The sequence below is a fragment of the Embleya scabrispora DSM 41855 genome (assembly GCF_000372745.1).
GTDB lineage: Bacteria > Actinomycetota > Actinomycetes > Streptomycetales > Streptomycetaceae > Embleya > Embleya scabrispora.
Genome location: NZ_KB889585.1, coordinates 160199 through 179450, shown reverse-complemented (window position 1 = coordinate 179450; position 19252 = coordinate 160199). Strand labels below are relative to the sequence as shown.

At 70.5% G+C, this 19252-nt stretch carries 19 protein-coding genes; 13 read left to right on the top strand and 6 right to left on the bottom strand.

All coding sequences use genetic code 11. From position 1 onward, the window contains the following. Positions 1-115: 115 nt before the first annotated feature. From A3IC_RS62000 to A3IC_RS0108775, 4 genes are all read right to left on the bottom strand, one after another. Positions 116-1471, bottom strand: coding sequence for a hypothetical protein (locus A3IC_RS62000; protein ID WP_158695860.1), 1356 nt, complete (start codon positions 1469-1471; stop codon positions 116-118). Next, entirely contained in the window at positions 1468-2961 is a 1494-nt protein-coding gene (locus A3IC_RS0108785; RefSeq protein WP_026218034.1) for a hypothetical protein, read from the bottom strand. The genes A3IC_RS62000 and A3IC_RS0108785 overlap by 4 nt, the downstream gene beginning before the upstream one ends. Positions 2962-3232: 271 nt before the next feature. Then, positions 3233-3565: a helix-turn-helix transcriptional regulator gene (locus A3IC_RS0108780; RefSeq protein WP_026218033.1), complete on the bottom strand. Its 333-nt coding sequence runs from the start codon at positions 3563-3565 to the stop codon at positions 3233-3235. 528 nt (positions 3566-4093) lie between these two features. Next, positions 4094-5020 carry a cyclase family protein gene (locus tag A3IC_RS0108775; RefSeq protein ID WP_020549693.1) on the bottom strand — a complete coding sequence of 309 codons (927 nt, stop codon included), beginning with the start codon at positions 5018-5020 and terminating at the stop codon, positions 4094-4096. Positions 5021-5400: 380 nt separating this feature from the next. Between A3IC_RS0108775 and A3IC_RS0108770 the strand changes: the two genes are divergently transcribed. The 3 genes from A3IC_RS0108770 (at position 5401) to A3IC_RS0108760 (ending at position 8389) form a co-directional block, all read left to right on the top strand. Continuing rightward, a complete protein-coding gene (locus A3IC_RS0108770) occupies positions 5401-6327 on the top strand; it encodes an SDR family oxidoreductase (RefSeq protein ID WP_020549692.1) in 927 nt (308 codons plus the stop codon). Positions 6328-6422: 95 nt separating this feature from the next. Beyond that, entirely contained in the window at positions 6423-7607 is a 1185-nt protein-coding gene (locus A3IC_RS0108765) for an acyl-CoA dehydrogenase family protein (protein WP_020549691.1), read from the top strand. Next, positions 7604-8389 (top strand): SDR family oxidoreductase, encoded by a 786-nt coding sequence (locus A3IC_RS0108760; RefSeq protein ID WP_020549690.1) that lies wholly within the window; start codon positions 7604-7606, stop codon positions 8387-8389. Before A3IC_RS0108765 ends, A3IC_RS0108760 begins: the two co-directional genes overlap by 4 nt. Before the next feature lie 184 nt (positions 8390-8573). Here the strand turns inward: A3IC_RS0108760 and A3IC_RS68420 are convergent, their stop codons facing one another. Next, complete coding sequence (locus A3IC_RS68420) at positions 8574-8834, bottom strand: hypothetical protein (protein ID WP_020549689.1); 261 nt, start codon at positions 8832-8834, stop codon at positions 8574-8576. A gap of 276 nt (positions 8835-9110) precedes the next feature. Between A3IC_RS68420 and A3IC_RS0108750 the strand changes: the two genes are divergently transcribed. The 7 genes from A3IC_RS0108750 (at position 9111) to A3IC_RS53255 (ending at position 15397) form a co-directional block, all read left to right on the top strand. Continuing rightward, on the top strand, positions 9111-10292 hold the full coding sequence (locus tag A3IC_RS0108750) for an acyl-CoA dehydrogenase family protein (RefSeq protein ID WP_020549688.1): 1182 nt from the start codon (positions 9111-9113) through the stop codon (positions 10290-10292). Between the two features lie 13 nt (positions 10293-10305). Further along, positions 10306-11472, top strand: a complete 1167-nt coding sequence (locus A3IC_RS0108745; protein ID WP_020549687.1) for a CaiB/BaiF CoA transferase family protein — start codon at positions 10306-10308, stop codon at positions 11470-11472. After that, a complete protein-coding gene (locus A3IC_RS0108740) occupies positions 11469-11996 on the top strand; it encodes an FAS1-like dehydratase domain-containing protein (protein WP_020549686.1) in 528 nt (175 codons plus the stop codon). Before A3IC_RS0108745 ends, A3IC_RS0108740 begins: the two co-directional genes overlap by 4 nt. After that, positions 11993-12466 (top strand): hotdog family protein, encoded by a 474-nt coding sequence (locus tag A3IC_RS0108735; protein ID WP_020549685.1) that lies wholly within the window; start codon positions 11993-11995, stop codon positions 12464-12466. Before A3IC_RS0108740 ends, A3IC_RS0108735 begins: the two co-directional genes overlap by 4 nt. 12 nt (positions 12467-12478) lie before the next feature. Beyond that, entirely contained in the window at positions 12479-13618 is a 1140-nt protein-coding gene (locus A3IC_RS0108730) for an acyl-CoA dehydrogenase family protein (protein WP_020549684.1), read from the top strand. Between the two features lie 877 nt (positions 13619-14495). Next, positions 14496-14654, top strand: coding sequence for a hypothetical protein (locus tag A3IC_RS68415; RefSeq protein ID WP_158695859.1), 159 nt, complete (start codon positions 14496-14498; stop codon positions 14652-14654). Then, positions 14651-15397, top strand: a complete 747-nt coding sequence (locus A3IC_RS53255; RefSeq protein WP_020549682.1) for a bestrophin-like domain — start codon at positions 14651-14653, stop codon at positions 15395-15397. The genes A3IC_RS68415 and A3IC_RS53255 overlap by 4 nt, the downstream gene beginning before the upstream one ends. A 131-nt stretch (positions 15398-15528) precedes the next feature. On the opposite strand, the gene A3IC_RS0108715 is transcribed toward A3IC_RS53255, so the two are convergent. Beyond that, complete coding sequence (locus A3IC_RS0108715) at positions 15529-16089, bottom strand: dihydrofolate reductase family protein (RefSeq protein WP_020549681.1); 561 nt, start codon at positions 16087-16089, stop codon at positions 15529-15531. Positions 16090-16290: 201 nt separating this feature from the next. On the opposite strand from A3IC_RS0108715, the gene A3IC_RS0108710 reads away from it, so the two are divergent. From A3IC_RS0108710 to A3IC_RS0108700, 3 genes are all read left to right on the top strand, one after another. After that, positions 16291-17163, top strand: coding sequence for an AraC family transcriptional regulator (locus A3IC_RS0108710; protein ID WP_026218032.1), 873 nt, complete (start codon positions 16291-16293; stop codon positions 17161-17163). A gap of 573 nt (positions 17164-17736) precedes the next feature. Then, positions 17737-18468, top strand: a complete 732-nt coding sequence (locus tag A3IC_RS0108705) for a DUF4232 domain-containing protein (RefSeq protein WP_020549679.1) — start codon at positions 17737-17739, stop codon at positions 18466-18468. 100 nt (positions 18469-18568) lie between these two features. Then, positions 18569-19135 carry a hypothetical protein gene (locus A3IC_RS0108700; RefSeq protein ID WP_020549678.1) on the top strand — a complete coding sequence of 189 codons (567 nt, stop codon included), beginning with the start codon at positions 18569-18571 and terminating at the stop codon, positions 19133-19135. Positions 19136-19252 lie beyond the last annotated feature (117 nt).

Genomic DNA, 19252 nt, shown 5'->3' with positions numbered 1-19252 from the left:
GTCAGCCGGTTGTGACAGTCCTCTCGTCACCCCCCGAAACCGCCTCTGAGCAGCCCGTCGATCACACACGTGTCGCATCGACGGACGGTTCACCACCCGTGCCGGCGGGGCGACTTCACCTCCCGCGCGGCACCCCGGCGGCATCCAGGATCCGATGCATCACCTCGACCGGCAGCGCCGGATTGCGCGCCGCGTACGGCCCGAGTTCGGGATCGTCCAGCAGCACAAGCAACCGATCCACCGGCACCGCCGGATGCCGGGCGAGCGCGGCCCGCACAGACCGCTCCGGATCCGCGAGCAACCCGACCACCACATCCACCGGCGCGTCCGGATCACGCACGACAAGCTCCCGCATGCCGCGATCCGAATCACCCGCGAACCGCGCGAGCCCGTACGTCGGAAAGCCGGGACGCCAGGTCAGCCGCCTCCGATGGCAACCACGGAAGTCCCGATACCCACCCAACAGCGACTCCGGCGCGACACCCGCCTGGTGACGACAGGTCAGCACCCGCACCCCGAGGTCGGGATCCACCGCCAAGGCATCGCGCCGCTCCGCCGAAAGCCCGCCCGAGCACGCCGCGATCCGCCGCAGCCCGGGATGCGCCGAGCGCGCCCACTCGTCCGGCGTACCCGCGAGGGGACGTGGCACGTACCGAATCGCGTCGTCCAGATCCTCCATCGGCGGCACCGCGTAGTCGATCGCCGCCCGCTGTTGCTCCGTCAACTCCGCCCGGATCGACACCGCGTAGCGAACGCGCGGATCGGGATCCCGGGCGAGACAGGCAACCAGATCGGCCGGAAGATGCGGGTTCCCGGCGGCGTAGTACCGGTAGTGCGGAGGCGCTTCACCCCGAACGATCCGCTCGGCGTCGGCGCGCGTGAGCGGGCTTCGGGAGATGGCCGACGCACTGCCTCGGTTGGTCGGTGCCCAGTCGATGTCGGTCAGGCATCGGCGTACCTCGATCGCTCCCCTTCTGGCCCGTCCACGGATCTTGCGCACCGGGTCGAGCGTCAGTGCCACCCGATCGGCAAAGGGGAGGTGCTCCCACCATTGGCACGCCGTCAACCGCAGTTCGGGCTCCGGCCGGACAACAAACGATCGGTATATGTGCTGCGGCGTGTCCCCGGAGGACAAGAGCGACCGCAGCACGTCGTCGCGGGTCAACATCTGATCGCCAAAAGCGCTCTCCGCCGACATCGCATGCGAAAGAAACCGCGCGTAGCCGTCATCCGGCAGCGGACGCGGATCCCCGTCCGGATGGCGTTTGCCGTCGACCGTACGGGTAGCCACCACCCGGTCCGGATCGGCGACCAACCGCGCCCGCTGCACCGGATCCACATGCGGATTACCGCCCAACGCCATCCGCACCCGGCGATCGGGATGCCCGACCATCACCTCGATCACGTCCTGCGGCAAGGCCGTCGCCTCGGCAAGCCCGTTGCAGGCCACCCGCCCCAACTCACCCGTCAACGCCCGTAACAAAGCCTCCCCCGGCACCGCCGGATTCCCGAGCACACCCGCAACCAGCCCGTCGATCCCCGACATCGCCCGTCACCCCCGGCCCGGGACGCCCGTCGCGTCCAGGATTCGGTGCATCGCCTCGATCGGGAGGGACGGGTTGCGGGCGGCGTACGGCGCGAGTTCGGGATCGTCCAGCATCGTGAGCAGTCGTCGACCGGCACCGCCGGATGTCGCGCAAGTGTGGTGCGTACGCATCGCTCCGGGTCGGCGAGCAACCCGACCACCACTGCGGCCGGCGCCTGCGGGTCGAGCACGACAAGCTCGCGCATGGCCGGGTCCGGGTCGTCCGCGAACCGGGCGAGCCCGCGCGTCGGGAAGCCGGGCCGACAGGTCAGTCGCCACCGATGACGGCCTCGGAACTCCCGGTACGCACGCAACAGATCCTCGGCCGGCACGCCGGGCTGGTGACGGCACGTCAGAACCCGTACGCCCGGGTCCGGATCGCCCAGCAGCGCATCCCGCAGGTCCTGTGGCAGCCCGGGAGCGCACGCCGCCTGCCGCCGCCGCACCGGGTGCGCGGAGCGCGCGTAGTCGACGGGCGATTGGGATCGGGCCGGGTACGGATACCACGCGACCTCGTCGAGGTCGGTCAACTCCGGCACCCGATAGTCGATCGCGGCGCGCTCCTCCTCGGTCAGCTCGGGCCGAAGCGAGACCCTGTCCCGGACGTACGGGTCCTCGTCCCGAGCCAGGACGGCCACCAGGTCCGGCGGCAGGTGCGGGTTCCCGGCCAACGCGCTGCGGTAGTGGCCCGGGCAGTCCTCCCCTCGAACCACCCGCTCCATCGCCTCCCGTTCCACGAGCCGACTGCTGAAGACCCAACTGTGGCCCCAGTTCTCGGGATTCCAATCGATATCGATCCCGGCGTAGATCTCCGCGTCGTCCTCGACCACCTCCCGAGCCTCCGCGCGCACGTCCGGGTCCGGGTCGGTCAGCAGCGCGGCCCGGTCCTCGGCCGACAGGCCGCCCACGAACCGGGCCGCGAACCGGCGCAGCCCCGGCTGGGGATGCCGGGCGAGAGCCTGTCGCAACCGATGCGGCATGCTTGCGCACCGATTCATCGCCTCCAACAGCCGCAGTTCATCCCAGGGTTGGTCCTCGCGCGCGACGTTCGCCCACTGCCGAGCGGCGAAGAACGCCTCGTAGGCGGCATCCGGCAGCGGTCTCGGCTCGCCGTCGGGGTGCGTCCGGCAACCGAAGAGATTCGCGAGCACCACCCTGCGCCGATCGTGCACGAGCCGACCTCGTTGCTCGGCATCGATGTACGGATTCGCGGCGACTGCGGCCCGCACACCCTGATCCGGGTGCACGAGCATCACCTCCACCACGTCCCGGGGCAGGCCCGGCGCGGCGCGAAAGGCCCGCCGCAGTTGTTCGTCCTCGGCGCTCAGGAGCACCCGAAGCAGCACCGCGCTCGGTACCGCCGGATTCTCGATCACGCATTCCGCGAGAGATCGTGTCCCGAACATTCAGTCCCCCGTCACCCCACACGCCGAAGGAACAGCCTGCCGGCTCGGGCCGTTTCGGAGCTTCACGACGATCGTGCCCGGCAAACCTTCGGCCGCCCGCGGCGCCGAGGGCAGCGGGCGAAGCGCGGCCATTGCCTCGATGCTCGGAATGCCCACGACGCCCGGGATCCACGGCCTCACCGCGACCGGAATGCCGAACCCTCCTCCCCGCCACCGACCCGCCCGAGTCGGTTCATCCGCCTCAAGCGGTGTGCGGCGTGAAGACGACGCTCGATGTGTCCCCGTCCAGGGCGATGTTCAACGATGCGTCGAGCGCCTTCGCCAGGCGGGCGAGCAGCGGGAGGGTCGGCACCGTACCGCCGAGTTCGAGCTTGGAGATCTGCGGCTGCGTCATATCCGCCCGCTTGCCGAGCTCGCTCTGCGAGATGCCCAGTTCGGTACGCCGGTCATAAACCGCTTGGCCGAGAACCGAAGCCATGCGGACCTCCACACGCATGGCCTGGACCTCGAGCGATTCGGTGTCGCCGGCCACAAACCTCCAGTCCCGGGTGAGTTTCCAGCGTGTGTGGCTCATGAGGATTCTCCCTTCGCAGAGGTTATCCACATATATTCAATTATATAACCCGGCCCCGAAGCCCCACGGTTGCGGAGATGCCGACCTCAACGGGTGGGGGCGCGATACCCGAGATACCCGAGTCCGGTGGGGCGCACGTGGCCGATGCGACGCGGCGGCCCATGTGCAGACGAATCGTGATCCGGGCGACCAAATCGATGTCCGAAGGGTGTTGACGCCTCGTCCGACACTGATCACCCTGAGTGTGGCGGTCGTTCGCGAGGGGACGACGAGGCGCCCGGGAAGTGCCCCGGGTTTCCTCGACGAAGTGGGACCGTCATCGTTCCGGGCCTCGTCGCGGTGCCCGGAGCGCACGCGGGCCCCGGGACGGGGCGATCCTGTCCGGGGCCCGCATGCCGTCCGGTCTACGCGTGTCGGAGGGCCGCGCCGATCCGGGCGGACGCCGGCCGGATCGGCGCCGCCCCTGTTCGAGGGCCCGCGCCCGACCCGGGCCGGATGCCCCCGGACCCACGCCGCCCCGACTCGCGACTACTTGATCGCCACCGGGTTCACCGGTGTGCCGACGCCGCCCACGAAGGGCTCCGGCGATGCCTCCAGGAAAAACTCGTACACGCCGTCCGCGGCGCAGTCCTCGGACAGCTCCTCCAGGTTCCAGTTCTGCCCCTGGAGCATGCCCATCTCCACCAGGTGCAGCGCGTGCACCGCCATGAAGCAGTCCTCGATCTCCGGCGGGAAGACCTCGAACGTCACGGTGTCGTTGGCCACCGCCGCGACGTCGCGCGCGTGGAACCACTCGGGCGTGCGCACCGACAGGCCCGGGCCGTAGAAGTACATGTCCTTCTCGCCCGCGAAGTACTGCCGGATCTGCCCGGTGCGCACCAGCACGATGTCGCCCGCGCGCACCTTCACGTTGCCGAACTCCTCGGCCGCCTCCAGATCCGCGGGGGTCACCGCGTACTCCGGCGGCAGGATGTCCACACCCTTGGATCGGGCCACGTCCAGCAGCACGCCGCGCGAGACGAGGGTCTTGACGTTGTGGATGCCCAGCCGGCGCGCGCCCTCCTCGGCGGTGACCGTCTCCTTGGCCGAGTGGCCGTTGTACAGCCGGTCGTCGTACGTCGCGTGGGTCAGCCCGTCCCAGTGCGTGCCCGCCTGGATGCCCATCACCACCGAGTCGTCGCTGGTGGCCACCGTGCCGGGGCCGAAGACCTCGTGGTTGACCAGGAACGTGGTGCGCTTGGGGTTGTCCCGGCCCGGGATCATCCCGTTCTGGATGCCGTCCTCGCGCAGCTCCACGGCCAGCGAGAAGCGCTTGCCGGTGCGTACGCAGCCCGCCGCGGCCTTGACCACGTCGGCCGTGATCAGGTTGACCGTCCCGATCTCGTCGTCCTGGCCCCATCGGCCCCAGTTGTTCACGCGTGCGGCCAGTTCATGGAACTCGGGGGGCAGCGACATGGGGGAGCCTCCTCCAGGCGGTGGTGACACGTGCCGATGGGCACGAATACCGACAGGCGCACTCTCGGAATCCGACGACCGCGCTGTCAAGTGCTGTCAAGAACTGTGCATGGTGCTGTGTGCTGCGGCACTCTACCCAGGAAAACTAACGGATCGTCAGATAATGTCGAGAGGGCGTTCTCACAGGCCGCGCACCTTGCGTCCGCAAGGCTGCGAGGCTGCGCACGCCTGCGCGGGTCCCGCGCGGGCGGCCGAACCAGGCGTTCGAAGCGGCCCCGGCCGCACCGACCGCGGAGCACGCCACGACCGACCCGACCTGGGCCTCGGCCCTCGATTTCCGGGGCCTACCGACGAGGCCACCGACAAGGAGCGGACAACACATGGGTGACTTCCTCACGGGCAAGGTAATCGCGGTCACCGGCGCCGGCCGGGGCATCGGCCGCGCCGTCGCCCTCGCCGCCGCCGCACACGGCGCCAAGGTGGTCGTCAACGACTACGGCGTCGCGATGGACGGCAGCGAGCCGACCAGCGAGGTCGCCGACGCCGTGGTGAAGGAGATCGAGGCGCTCGGCGGCGAGGCCGTCGCGGTCGCCGACTCCGTGGCCACGATGGAGGGCGGCGCCCGGATCGTGCGGGCAGGCGTCGAGAAGTGGGGCCGGATCGACGGCGTCGTCACGGTCGCGGGCAACCTGCGCGAGCGCATGCTGTTCAACATGACCGAGGACGAGTGGGACAGCGTCATCGCGACCCACCTCAAGGGCACCTTCACCGTCGTGCAGGCCGCGTCCAAGGTGATGAAGACCCAGGGCTTCGGCTCGATCGTCGGCTTCACCTCCGGCGTGTACGCACTCGGCTCGGTCGCCCAGGCGAACTACGCCGCGGCCAAGGGCGGCATCGTCTCCTTCGTCCGCTCCGCCGCGCTGGGCCTGAACAAGTACGGCGTCAACGCCAACTGCGTCGCGCCGGTGGCCCGGACCCGGATGTCCGAGGGCGTCCCGCAGACGCTCAAGGAGATCGGCGACCCCGAGGACGTCGCCGAGCTGGTGGTCTTCCTGCTCTCCGACCACGCCAAGAACATCACCGGTCAGGTGTACACGACCGCGGGCCCCAAGATCGCGCTGTGGGACCAGCCGCACGAGATCAAGACGATGTACGCGGCCGACCGCTGGACGGCCGAGGAGATCGCCGAGAAGCTGCCCACCCAGATCGGCCAGGACCCGATGCCGGTGCTCGCGCAGCTCAAGGAGTACGCGGCCGCCGCGGCCAAGAAGAAGGCCGCCGAGGCCGCAGCCGCCGCCGGCAACTGACCCAGCCCTCGGCACGCACCACGCGCGCGGGGTCCGGTGTCCCCGGACGTCGCGCGCGTGGCCGCCGACCCTCGGAAGACGAGATTGGACACGCTGTGGATTTCCGGTACAGCGCCGAGGACGAGGAGTTCCGGGCCGAGGTCCGCGAGTGGCTCCGGGAGAACCTCTCCGGTGAGTTCGCCGCGGCCGTCGGTACCGGTGGTCCCGGCAGCGAGCACGAGCACTTCGAGATCCGTCGGGCCTGGGAACTGCGCCTGGGCGAGGGCGGCTGGATCGGCCTGGACTGGCCCAGGGAGTACGGGGGCCGCGAGGCGTCCCTGATGCAGCAGGTGATCTTCGGCGAGGAGTACGCCCGCGCCCAGGCGCCCGGCCGGGTCAACCACATGGGCGAGAACCTGCTCGGCCCGACCGTGCTCGCGTTCGGCACCGACGAGCAGAAGGCCCGCTTCCTGCCCGCCATCGCGCGCGGCGAGGAACTGTGGTGCCAGGGCTACTCCGAGCCGGGCGCCGGCTCCGACCTGGCCAACCTGCGCACCACCGCGACCGTCGACCCCGAGACCGGCGACTGGCTGATCACCGGCCAGAAGGTGTGGACCTCGCTCGCGCACGAGGCGAACTGGTGCTTCGTGCTGGCCCGCACCGATCCCGCGTCGCAGCGGCACAAGGGCATCACCTTCCTGCTCGCGCCGATGGACCAGCCCGGCATCGAGGTCCGCCCGATCGTCCAGCTCACCGGCACCAGCGAGTTCAACGAGGTGTTCTTCGACAACGCCCGGGCCGGCGCCGAACACGTGGTCGGCGAGGTCGGCGCGGGCTGGGGCGTGGCGATGGGCCTGCTCGCGTTCGAGCGCGGGGTGTCCACGCTGGCCCAGCAGATCGGCTTCGAGATCGAGCTGGACCGGGTCGTCGCCGAGGCGAAGGCCAACGGCGCGATCGAGGACCCGGCACTGCGCGATCGACTGCTGCAGAGCTGGATCGACCTGAAGGTGCTGCGCTGCAACGCGCTGCGCACGCTCGGCTCGCCCGATCCCGGCGCCGCGTCGGTGGCCAAGCTGGTGTGGGCCGGTTGGCATCAGCGCCTGGGCACACTCGCGATGGACGTGGCCGGCGTCGAGGCCACCCTGGCCGCCGAGGCCCCGTACGAACTGTCCGCCGCGCAGCGCCTGTTCCTGTTCACCAAGTCCGACACCATCTACGGCGGGTCGAACGAGGTGCAGCGCAACATCATCGCCGAGCGCGTCCTCGGCATGCCCCGTGAACCGCGAGGAGACGCCAAGTGAGCCCCACCCCCGCCCCCGCATACGTCGAGGGACACGGCCTGCTGGCCGGCAAGACCGTGCTGATCACCGCCGCGGCGGGCACCGGGATCGGCTTCGCGGCGGCCAAGCGCGCCGCCGAGGAGGGTGCCGTGATCGCGATCAGCGACAAGCACGAGCGCCGACTCGGCGAGGCCGCCGACGAACTCGCCAAGCTGATCGGATCGCGGCCGCTCGCCGTCCCGTGCGACGTCACGGTCGAGGAGGACGTGCAGAACCTGATCGACACGGCCGCGCGCGAACTCGGCGGCATCGACGTGCTGATCAACAACGCCGGGCTCGGCGGCGAGGCCAACCTCGTCGACATGACCGACGCGCAGTGGGACCTGGTCATGAACGTGACCCTGAACGGCACCTTCCGCTGCACCCGGGCGGCGCTGCGGCACATGCAGCCGCGCGGCAAGGGCGTGATCGTCAACAACGCCTCGGTGCTGGGCTGGCGGGCGCAGAAGGGCCAGGCGCACTACGCCGCGGCCAAGGCCGGCGTGATGGCGCTGACCCGTTGCTCGGCCGTCGAGGCGGCCGAGTTCGGTGTCCGGGTCAACGCGGTCGCGCCGAGCATCGCGATGCACGCGTTCCTGGCCAGGGCGTCCTCGGAGGAGTTGCTCGAAGAGCTCTCCTCGCGCGAGGCGTTCGGCCGTGCCGCCGAACCGTGGGAGGTCGCGAACGTGATGGTCTTCCTGGCCTCGGACTACTCCTCGTACATGACCGGCGAGGTCGTCTCGGTCAGCTCCCAGCGCGCCTGACGGCACAGGGCGGTCGCCGTCACGCCACGCGCTCGACGGACCGTCGGGCCGTACGCCCGACGGCCGTCACGCCACGCGCCCGACAGCTCTTCATACGCCCAATACCGCAAGCCACAGCGCATCCTGACGTCACGTCACCTCGCACGGCGGCCCATCGCACCGCGCGCGGTCCCCTGACACGTCGTCAATAACGGCGCCTGGGCCCGGGTATCAGTCCCCGCAGGGACCGACCCGGGCTCTCGCGCGCCCCGGCCCAATCCGGCCCGCGGCTGCCGCGGGCGAGGAAATCGAGGATGTCGGGCAGCAGTTCGCCGACCCGATACGGCGGCCCCTCGGCGTCGCCGTCGACCGGCCCCGGGCGGTCCGCGTCGGGATCGTACGCCGACCACTCGGCGTCGCACCACGGATGTTCCCGACCACATTGCGGGCAAGCATTTCCGCTCATGTCCACCCACGATAGGTGGTCGATCGCGGACGCGCCGTAACTTTTCCGGACTTGTCCAGAACCGGTCCGTCGGCCGCGCCCGGCCGCGGCTCCGGGCGCGCCGGGCGCGCACGCGGGAGCGAGACGGGGCCCACACATCTATTGCCGACCGCCACTCGAAATGAACCCGGGCCGGTGTTACTTTGATCTGACTATCCGTCAGGTTCTGTGCCGGCTGCCTCACCTGCACGTACACAGGTGAGGCTGCCGGCATGGGCGCGCCCCGAAAGGCGACCCGTGGACTTCGACTTCTCCCCCGACCAGACCGCGTTCAGCGAGACGGTCGAGCGGTTTCTCGACGCCAATCCCGACCCTGAAGTGTTCGATGTCACCCGGGAGAACATGGCCCAGGTCGTCGACACCCCCGCCCGCCGCGCATACATGCGCAAGATGGCCGACCAAGGCTGGCTCGGCATCACCTGGCCCGAGGAATGGGGTGGCCAGGACGGTGACGGGGTCTACGAATACCTCCTCAACGAGGCCCTGGCCGGACGCGGTGGACCGCAGATCGGCAAGGGCGTCGGCATCATCGGCAAGACCCTGCTCGCGCACGGCAGCGACAAGCTCAAGGCCGAGTTCCTGCCCAAGATCCTCAACAACGAGGTCGAGTTCGCGGTCGGCTACAGCGAGCCGGAAGCCGGCTCCGACGCCGCCTCGATGAAGCTGCGCGCGGTCCGCGACGGCGAGGGCTGGCGGCTCAACGGCCAGAAGACCTGGACCACCTCCGCGCACTTCGCCGAGTGGTACTGGGTCGGCGCGCGCACCGACCCCGACGCGCCCAAGCACCACGGCATCACGCTGTTCCTGGTGCCGATGGACCACCCGGGCATCACCGTCCGGGGCATCTGGACGATGGGCGACGAGCGCACCAACGACGTCTTCTTCGACGACGTCTGGGTCTCCGACGAATACGTGGTCGGCGAGCTGAACAAGGGCTTCCAGTACATCTCCCAGGCACTGGACCTGGAACGCTTCACGATGTTCTCGTTCGCCCCGATCCAACAGCGGCTGAACGTGCTCACCGAGTACGTCAAGGAGGCCACCCGCGACGACGAGCCGCTGCGCGAGGACCCGATCGTGCGCAAGCAGTTGGCCACGCTGGTCACCGAGGCCGCCGTCGCCCGTCTGCTCGGACTGCGCGTGGTGGCCGCCGCGGCCGGTGGCGGAAAACCGCCCACGGTCGAGGCGTCCGGCTACAAGCTGTACGCCACCGAGCTGTCCAAGCGGCTCGCGAACGCGTCGATGGACATCGCCTCGCCGGGCACCCAGCTGCGGGTGGGCACCGAGGACGCGCCGATGACCGGTCGCGCCGACTCGACCTACCGCTACACCGTGCTCGACACCATCGGCGGCGGCACCTCCGAGGTGCAGAAGAACATCATCGCCCGCCGCGGTCTCGGCCTTCCCAAGAACTTCTGACGGGGCCGCGGTCATGTCCGGAGAGTTCCTGGAAGGCGTCACGGTGTTGGACCTCGCGAGCGTGGGCCCCGCCGCCCGCGCCTCGCGCTGGTTGGCGGACTACGGGGCCGAGGTGATCAAGGTCGGCCCGGTCCCGGCCAAGAGCGGCGTGCAGATCGCGCCGCCCTACTACTCGTACAGCGCGCATCGGCGGATGAAGCGCGTACTGGTCGACATGAAGGCGCCCGAGGGCCGCGAGGCGTTCCTGACCCTGGTCGAGGGTGCCGACGTGGTGATCGAGAGCTTCCGCCCGGGTGTGGTGGACCGGCTGGGCATCGGCCCGGAGGCGGTCGCGGCGCGCAATCCGTCGATCGTCTACTGCTCGACGTCCGGCTTCGGCCAGGACGGCCCGCACGCCCAGCAGGCCGGACACGACCTGAACTACCTGGGCGTGGGCGGCTTCCTGCACATGTCCGGCCCCGGTCCGAACGGCGGTCCGCCGATCCCGGGCGCGACCGTGGCGGACAGCGCGGGCGGCGGGATGCACGCGGTGATCGCGATCATGGGCGCGTTGTTCCGCCGGCAGCGCACCGGCGAGGGCGCCCGCCTCGACGTCTCGGTGGCCGACGGCATGCTCGCGCTGATGGCGCTGGGCGTGGACGAGTACCTGGCCACCGGCGTCGAACCGGAGCCCCGGCACGGCATCCTGACCGGCCGCTACGCGTGCTACGACACCTACCGCGCGCGGGACGGCAAGTGGCTGGCGGTGGCCGCGATCGAGGGCCGCTTCTGGGCGAACCTGTGCCGGTTGACCGGGCTGGACAAGTGGGCCCCGCGTCAGCTCGACGACGACGCGCAGGACGCGATCCGGGCCGATCTGGCGGCGGCCTTCGCCACGCGCGACCGGGACGACTGGGTGGCCGAGCTGGCCCCCGCCGACACCTGCGTGTCGGCGGTGCTGTCCGTACCGGAACTGCTGGCCGACCCGCAGTACCTGGCCCGCGGCGCGTTCGCCACCGCCGAGCACCCGGCCCAGGGCGAGTTCCGCCAGGTGGGCCCGGTGCTGGCCGGCCAGCAGGCGCCCACGGACCCGTACCCGGTCCGGGAGTCCGGGATCACCGACACCGACGAGCTGCTCGCCGCGGCCGGGCTGGGCCCGCACCGCATCGCCGAGCTTCGTGCTTCAGGAGTGGTCGCATGACGGCACAAGACACCGCGCTGCCCGAGGACGTGGCGGCGCTCATCGGCAAGGTCCAGTACGAGAAGCGGGGTGACTTCCCCGCCGAGCGCGGTTACATCTGGACCTCGTGCGCGTCGGTGCAGAACGGCAACCCGCTGTTCTGGGACGAGGCGCTCGCCGAGGAACTGACCGGCGGACCGATCGCCCCGCTGAGCCTGCTGTCCGCATGGGCGCGCCCGCACTACTGGGCCCCCGGCGCCGAGGGCGAGCAACTCTCCCTCCAGGTGCACTTCGACCTCAAGATCCGCTTCGAACTGCCCGAGGCGATCATGACCGACAACACCAACGTGTTCTACGAACCGGTGCGCCTGGGCGACATCGTGACGTCGCGTCAGGTGCTTCGGTCGGTGAGTCCGGAAAAGCGCACCAAGCTCGGGATCGGCCGCTTCTGGGTGATCGACGTCGAGTACCACAACCAGGACGGCGCCCTGTTGGGCACCGAGTCCTACACGGGCTACGGCTACCGGCGGGAGGCCACCGGATGAGCGACCTGACCCTCGATCAGCTGGCCAAGGGCGACGCGCTGCCCACGTTCGGCGTGGACGTCACCGCGACCACGGTCATCCTGGGCGCACTGGCCAGCCGCGACTGGCGGCCGATGCACCACGACTACAAGTTCGCGGTCGAGCGCCAGGGCGTGCAGGACATCTTCCTGAACACGCCGAACCAGGCCGCCTGGTTCGAGCGCTACCTCAACGACTGGACCGGCCCCAAGGGTCGGATCGGCCGGATGGTGTTCCGGATGACCAAGCCGGTCTTCCCGGGCGACCACATGCTGCTCACCGGCACGGTGGACGACGTCTCGGTGGACGAGGCCGGTTGCGGCTGGGTCCGCGCCGAGATCTCGCTGACCGTGGACGGCGCGGCCCGCACCACGGCCACCGCGCGAATCGCGTTGCCCACCACCCCCGACGACAACCCGTGGGACCGGCGCGGCGAGCGCTGGAAGCCCTAGAGGAGACGCGCGATGGACCTCGATTTCACCCAGGAACAGGACATCCTCCGGGAGACCGTGCGCGGCCTGACGGCCCGGCACGCCGACCTCGGTGTCGTTCGCGAGTTGGAGAACGACCCGGTCGGGTACCCCGAGGACTTCTGGAAGAAGCTCGGCGAGTCCGGCCTGACCGGCCTGACCCTGCCCGAGAAGTGGGGCGGGTCGGAGATGACCACGCTCGACGCGGCCGTGGTCTACGAGGAGTTCGGGCGTTCGCTCGCGCCGACTCCGCACTTCGTCAGCTCGGTCCTGGTCGGCGGCGTACTCGCCGCGGCCGGGTCCGACGACCAGCGGCAGAAGTACCTGCCCGGCATCGCGGCCGGCAGCACCATCGCGAGCGTGGCGTGGCTGGAGCCGGATCGCGGCTTCGGCGGCAAGGGCGTCGCGCTGGCCGCCCGCGCGGACGGCGACGGATACCTGCTGTCCGGCACCAAGCGGCACGTCGCGTACGCGGCGGCGGCCGACGTGCTGCTCGTGCTCGCCCGCACCGGCACCGCGGGCACCCCGGGCGACCCGGCCCAGGGCGTCTCGCTGTTCCTGGTCGACCCGAAGGCGGCCGGGGTCACCCTGACCCAGCAGACCACGATCGCCTCGGACACCCAGTACCGGGTCGACCTGGCGGATGTACGCGGCGAGTTGGTCGGCTCGGCCGGAGCCGGCTGGCCGACCTGGTCGGACGTGCTCCACGACGGATTGATCCTGCTCGCGGCCCAGGCCGTGGGCGGCGCCAAGCGCGCGCTGGAGATCACCGTCGAATACGCCAAGCACCGCAAGCAGTTCGACAAGCCGCTCGGCGCGTTCCAGGCGATCGCGCACAACCTGGCCGACGCCTCGACCGCCGTGGACGGCGCCGAGACCCTGGTCTGGGAGGCCGCCTGGTCCCGGGACAAGGGCCGCGACACCGCGCGCCTGGCCCCGATGGCCAAGCTCTTCGCCGCCCGCACCTACCGCGAGGTCACCGACCTGGCGGTGCACGTGCACGGCGGCATGGGCTTCACCCTGGAATGCGACGTACAGCTGTACTTCCGTCGCGCCAAGTCCCTCCAGCTCAACTGGTGGGACGACCGCTACCTGGAGGACCTGATCGCAGCCGACGTCCTCGACAAGGGCTGACACCCCACGACGCGGCACCCCCGAAGGCGGCTCCCGGCTCAGGCCGGGGGCCGCCTTCGTCGCGGGGGGACGATTCCAGACACCGCCGCAGGCAAGCAACAGGCCGCCCCAAGACCACGGCCGCGTAGCGGACGAGCACCACCCACACGACCCACGCCCACACCGCCCCGGCCGCGTAGCGGACGAGCAAAACGCCCCACCCCGCCAATCACTCACCACCCGGACCCACCCCCCACTCCGCCCCCGCGCAGCACACCGCCTCGCCGCCGATCACTCGAAAGTGGGGTTTCGAGGCATTCGTCCGATCGTGTAGACCCGGCGTCGCCACCCTGATGCCATGGGCAACTCTCGGCACTCGGCTCGGCACTCAGTTCGGCACTCGGCTCGGCACCCGGCTCGATATGCGGCTCGGTGTCTGCTGGTGGCGTGTGTCGGCCTGCCGGCCCTGGCCGGCTGCGGCCAAGCCTCCGCCGACGAGCGCGTCACGGTGACTGTGGAAACCGGGCCCGGATCGGCCGAGCCCGTCGGCCCACGCACGGAGGTACACACCGACCGGGTGCATGTGGTGTACCAACCCGGGGTGCTGACCTCCGTCCGGATCGGCGACGACGTCGCGGTGACCGTGTGTCCCGGCGGCGGATGCCCGACCGGGCCGCCGCCCACTCCCACCGCCACCCGGCCGCCACCGCCACCGCGGCCACCGCGGCCCCGGCCGTCGGCTCCCGCACCGGTGGTTACCAAGGCGACCGAACGAGCCCCCATCGCACCACCCCCGACCCGGCCGCCGGCCGCGCCTGCCCGCCCGTACGTCCCCGTAGTCTCGGACCCACTGCCCGAGCCGCCGAGCACCCCCGCATCCACAGCCGAACGCCCGCCCGTGCCACGGCCGTTGCGGATCGCCGCCGCGCCGCCCGACGACGATCCGTCATCCCCCGGCTTCGCGGACGGGATCGGACCGGCCCTGATCGTGTCGATCCTGCCCGCCGCGCTCGCGGCCCTGCTGCCCCATCCCGGGAGAAGAGGAGTGCGCTCGTGATCACCTGGATTCTCGGCGCCCTGCTCGGCGCCGGCATCGCGGCGGGAGCCCTCGTTCTCCTCAGCCGCAGCGAGAGCGCCAAGGCGAGCGGATTCGACGGTCAACTGCTGTCCTTTTGCGGCGGAGCCGTGCTGTCCTCCTTCGTATTGCTGACGAGCTTTCAGATCGTCGGGGCGTGGGAACTCCAGTCCACGGTCCGCCAGCACGCGAGCGACGAGGCACGGGTACTGACCAAGACCTACGCGGCGGCCGGCAGGCTTCCCGCGCCCGACCGCGAAGCGGTCCGCACCGGACTGCGCGACTACACCCGCACAGTGATCGACAAGGAATGGCCGGCGATGGCCGACAAGCACGACACCCCGCTCGCGTGGCGGCAACTCGACCTGGTCGCGGCCCGCGTGGCCGCCGTCTCCGCCACGGCGCACGACACGGCCGTCGACACCGAGGCGGCCGTGGCCGACCTGTACGTCAAACGCCACGTACGGCTCGCCGATCCGGCCGCCATCACCCCGATCGTGCTACCGGTCGCCATGATCGTCGCCGGCGTGTTCACGATCGTCTTCCCGGCGCTGGTCGGCCCGACCACGGATCGCCGCCACGTCGTCGCACTGGCCTTCGTCGGCGCGATCGTCGCCTTCGGCATCCTGTTCGTCCTGCAACTGCGCAACCCGTACACCGACCCACTCGCCGTACACCCGAGCGCCTTCCGCACCGCCCTGACCCGCTACACCCAACTGGGCTGACCCACGACGCACACCGAGCCCGGGTGCGGGCCGACGCCGCGTCCACCCGCGTGCGGCACACGCTCCGCGCGGGCCGGGCCCAGCGGCCCACGCTCCGTCCACGCCGGCTCGGGTCACCCCGGCCGGGCCCGTCACCGCGCCGCGTAGCGCAAAAGCACGACCCCGTTGCCGAAGGCCCGGGTCTCCGCGAGCCGCAGGTCGGTCATCCCGTCCGTCGGCCGGAACATCGGCCTGCCGCGTCCGATCAGCACCGGATGCACGTAGACCCGGTACTCGTCGATCAGGTCGAGCCGCCTGAAGGTCGCGGCCAGATCGGCGCCGCCGAGCACGAGATCCCCACCCGGCTCGGCCTGCAGCGCCCTGATCTCCTCGACCACCACGTCCCGCTTGATCGTGGTGTTCCAGTCCGCGCGCTCCAGGGTCCGGGAGAACACGATCTTCGGCATGTCCCGCCAGATCCCGGCGAACTCGACCATGGCCGGCGTACTCGCCGGATCGGCGTCCGCCGTCGGCCAGAAGTCCGCCATGAGCTGGTGGGTGACCCGCCCGCTGAGAAACGCCCCCATCGTGCCGAGCCACTCGTTGAAGTGCAGATGCAGCTCCTCGTCGACGCGATGCCAGCCGATGTCGTGGTGAGGACCCTCCATGAAGCCGTCCAGGGACACCGACATGGAGAAGACGATCTTCCGCATCACACGCACCTCGTCGCACTCGTCCGAAACCGGGCTGCCTCCCGGGACGACTCCCCAGGACACGCATCGACCATGCCGACCGCGTCCGCGACCGACCCGCGGTGGCGCCGATTCACCCGACCGAGCCGGGCACAGAATGTCGGGTCCGACAAGCGTGCCCCTTCCTAACGTGGAGCTCGCAAGCAAAGGAAGGAGTCCGTGGTGCTGGAGCGGCTGAACCGGGCGCTGGAGCACATCGAGGCGCATCTCGACGAGCGGCTCGACATCGGCGAGGCGGCCCGGATCGCGGTGACGTCGGAGTACCACTTCCGCCGGCTGTTCTCCGCGCTGGCCGGGATGCCGCTGTCGGAGTACGTGCGACGCAGGCGGCTCACGCTGGCGGGCGCCGAGGTACTCGCCGGCGAGCGCACCCTGCTGGAGATCGCGGTGCGCTACGGCTACACCTCCGGCGAGGCGTTCGCCCGGGCGTTCCGCGCCGTACACGGCGTGGGTCCCGGCGCGGCCCGGCAAACCGGGGCGGCGCTGTACTCCCAGCCACGGATGTCCTTCCGCCTCATCGTGGAAGGAAGCAGCAGCATGCAATATCGGATCGTACGCAAGGACGCGTTCCACGTGGTCGGCAAAAAGGCCCGTGTCCCGCTGGTCCACGAGGGCGTGAACCCGGCGATCGCCGAATTCGTCCGGGGCATCGCCCGGGAGACGACCGACCGCATCAAAGCCCTGTCCGACCAGGACCCGGACGGGATCGTCGCGGTCACCGACGACCTCGACCCCAGCCGCGCCGAGGGAACCGAACTCGACTACTACCACGGGGTTGTGACGGGCACTCGGGTCCACGTACCCGAGGACCTCGACACGCTGACCGTGCCGGCCGGCACGTGGGCGGTATTCGAGAACTCGGGCCCCTACCCGCAGGCGCTCCAATACCTGTGGCGCGACATCTACACCCAGTGGTTCCCGTCCAACCCGTACCAGAGCCGCCCGGGCCCGGAGATCCTCCGGGTCCGCCCGTCGGCTGACGGCAGCACGGCGGACGCGGCGCTGTGGATCCCGGTGGAACCGACCGCCCCCTGACCCGAGTTCGGGAATCGAACCGCAGATGGAGCCGAACGACGACGATCGGTTCGCCGGATTCTCCCGTTCGACGCAACGAGCGGAAAAACCCGGCCTCTTGGCATCCGCAGAAGGTAACAGCCATGGCATGCGCCGGTCCGGGGTCGCGAGCACCTCGGGGGGCCGGGCCGTCGACGGTGTTGCACCGCCGGTATGCCCGGCGATCTCGTGTCGACCCGGCCACCGTCGGGCCGACGGTCGAGGGGGGACGCGTGCGACGGGGCCGCGTGTTACCGCGCCGACGGATGGGAACGGCGACTGCGCCGCAGGTCGCGAAGCTCCTGTAACACCGTCCGTCGGGTCGGGTCGTGGTGGCTGTGACCTGGGCAAACGTGGTGTTGTCGGGGTGTCGGGCGGGGTGGGTCGGGGTGGCCGTCGTTCCTTCTCGTGACCATGTCACCGGTCTGTGACAGCGATGTCGTGGTGCGACGACTCGGGTATCGCCCGGGCCGGCGGCCTGGCCATAGTGGTCGAGCAGGCACCGAGGGGCCGAGAGTGTTTCGGCCCCAACCACCGGATACCAAGGGGTCGTTCATGTTCCGCAACCGTCGCACCGCCCTCCTCGTCTCCGCGGCCGTCCTCGGCGGCGCGATGTTGACGACGGCGTGCCAGGGCACGGACTCGACGAACTCGGGGGCCGCGCAGGGCTCCTCGCCCGTCGCCCCGCCGGCCGCCCCGCCCGGGGCGTCGACCACCGGCGGCAACGGAGGCGGCAACCCGGGTGGCAGCGGGGGCGGGGGCGGGACCGAACCCGCCGGGAAGGTCTCCGCCGGGAAGGACTCCGCCGGGAAGAGCTCCGGCGGACAGGGCACGACCACCGGCGGCGGAGGCGGAGGCGACAACAGCTCGATCGGCAAGTGCCGCACCGACGACCTCAGGGCCACCGCGCAGGACGCCACCATCGGCGGCGACAACGAACTCACCGTCGCGGTGACGTTCAAGAACATCGGCCACAACTGCACGATGTCCGGATTCGCGGGCGTCGACCTCCAGACCGCCAAGGGGCCCCTGTCCGCGAAGCGCGTCGGCGCCCCGGCCGACCCGTTCGTCCTCAAGAGCGACACGTCGGTGTCCTTCGGCGTCACCTACCCCTCCGGTGCCACCGGCGACTACGGCGTCAAGGTCACGGGCCTGCAGGTCACCCCGCCCGGAGAGACCAAGACCATCACCCTGAACTGGCCCGGCACCCCCACCGTGCCGGTCATCGACGGCGCCGGCTCCCCGATCAACGTCGGCCCCATCGGCAGCGCCGGCCAAGGCGGCTGACCCACACGACTCGGCAGACCGATGAAGATCGCCGGCGCGGCCCCACCACGTGAGCGGTGGGGCCGCGCCGGCACGCCGCCGATGTGGTTACGCTGCCCTGATGAAGCCGGATCGGATCGACTGGGGCAACGCGCTGACCGCAGCCGGGGCCGTGTTCGCCGCGACTGCGGCTTGGGCGACGTTGAGGACTTTGCAAAAGCAGCGGCAACAGCTCGACGAGCAGCGGTCGGTCATGGCCGAACAAACCCGCGTCCTACGGCTCCAACAAGACCAACTGCTGGCGTATGCCAGAGACCGAACCGATCAGGCCCGCCGCATCACGGTCGACAGCAAGTTCACCGACGTGCCCGGTCATCCCAATACCGACGGCAATGGATCCCGCACCGTCACGGTCACCAACCCGACCGACTATCCGATACGCGGCGTTCGCGTGGACTTCGGCGGCGATCCGGAGTGGGCGACCATTCAACTCGAAGGACAGTACGGAGCCACACGATCGAAGTATCCGATCGACGTCCTGGCTCCGAGAGGTGTGGCCGTTTTTTACAGCGGCGTATGGCCTGCCAACGACATCTTCTACAACCCGCCTCAGGTTACGTTCACCGATTCCCTGGGGCAGCAGTGGAAAATGAACGAAACCGGCCAACTGTGGCTCGTCACGGGCTGAGGCCGCCGCACAGCACATGGTTGCGCCCCCCGGAGCGGAGCTGGGCGGGCCTGGGGCGCGGATGCCGATGATCGCGTGATCGCCCGTCCGACCCGGGCAAGTCTCCGGGCGTGCCGG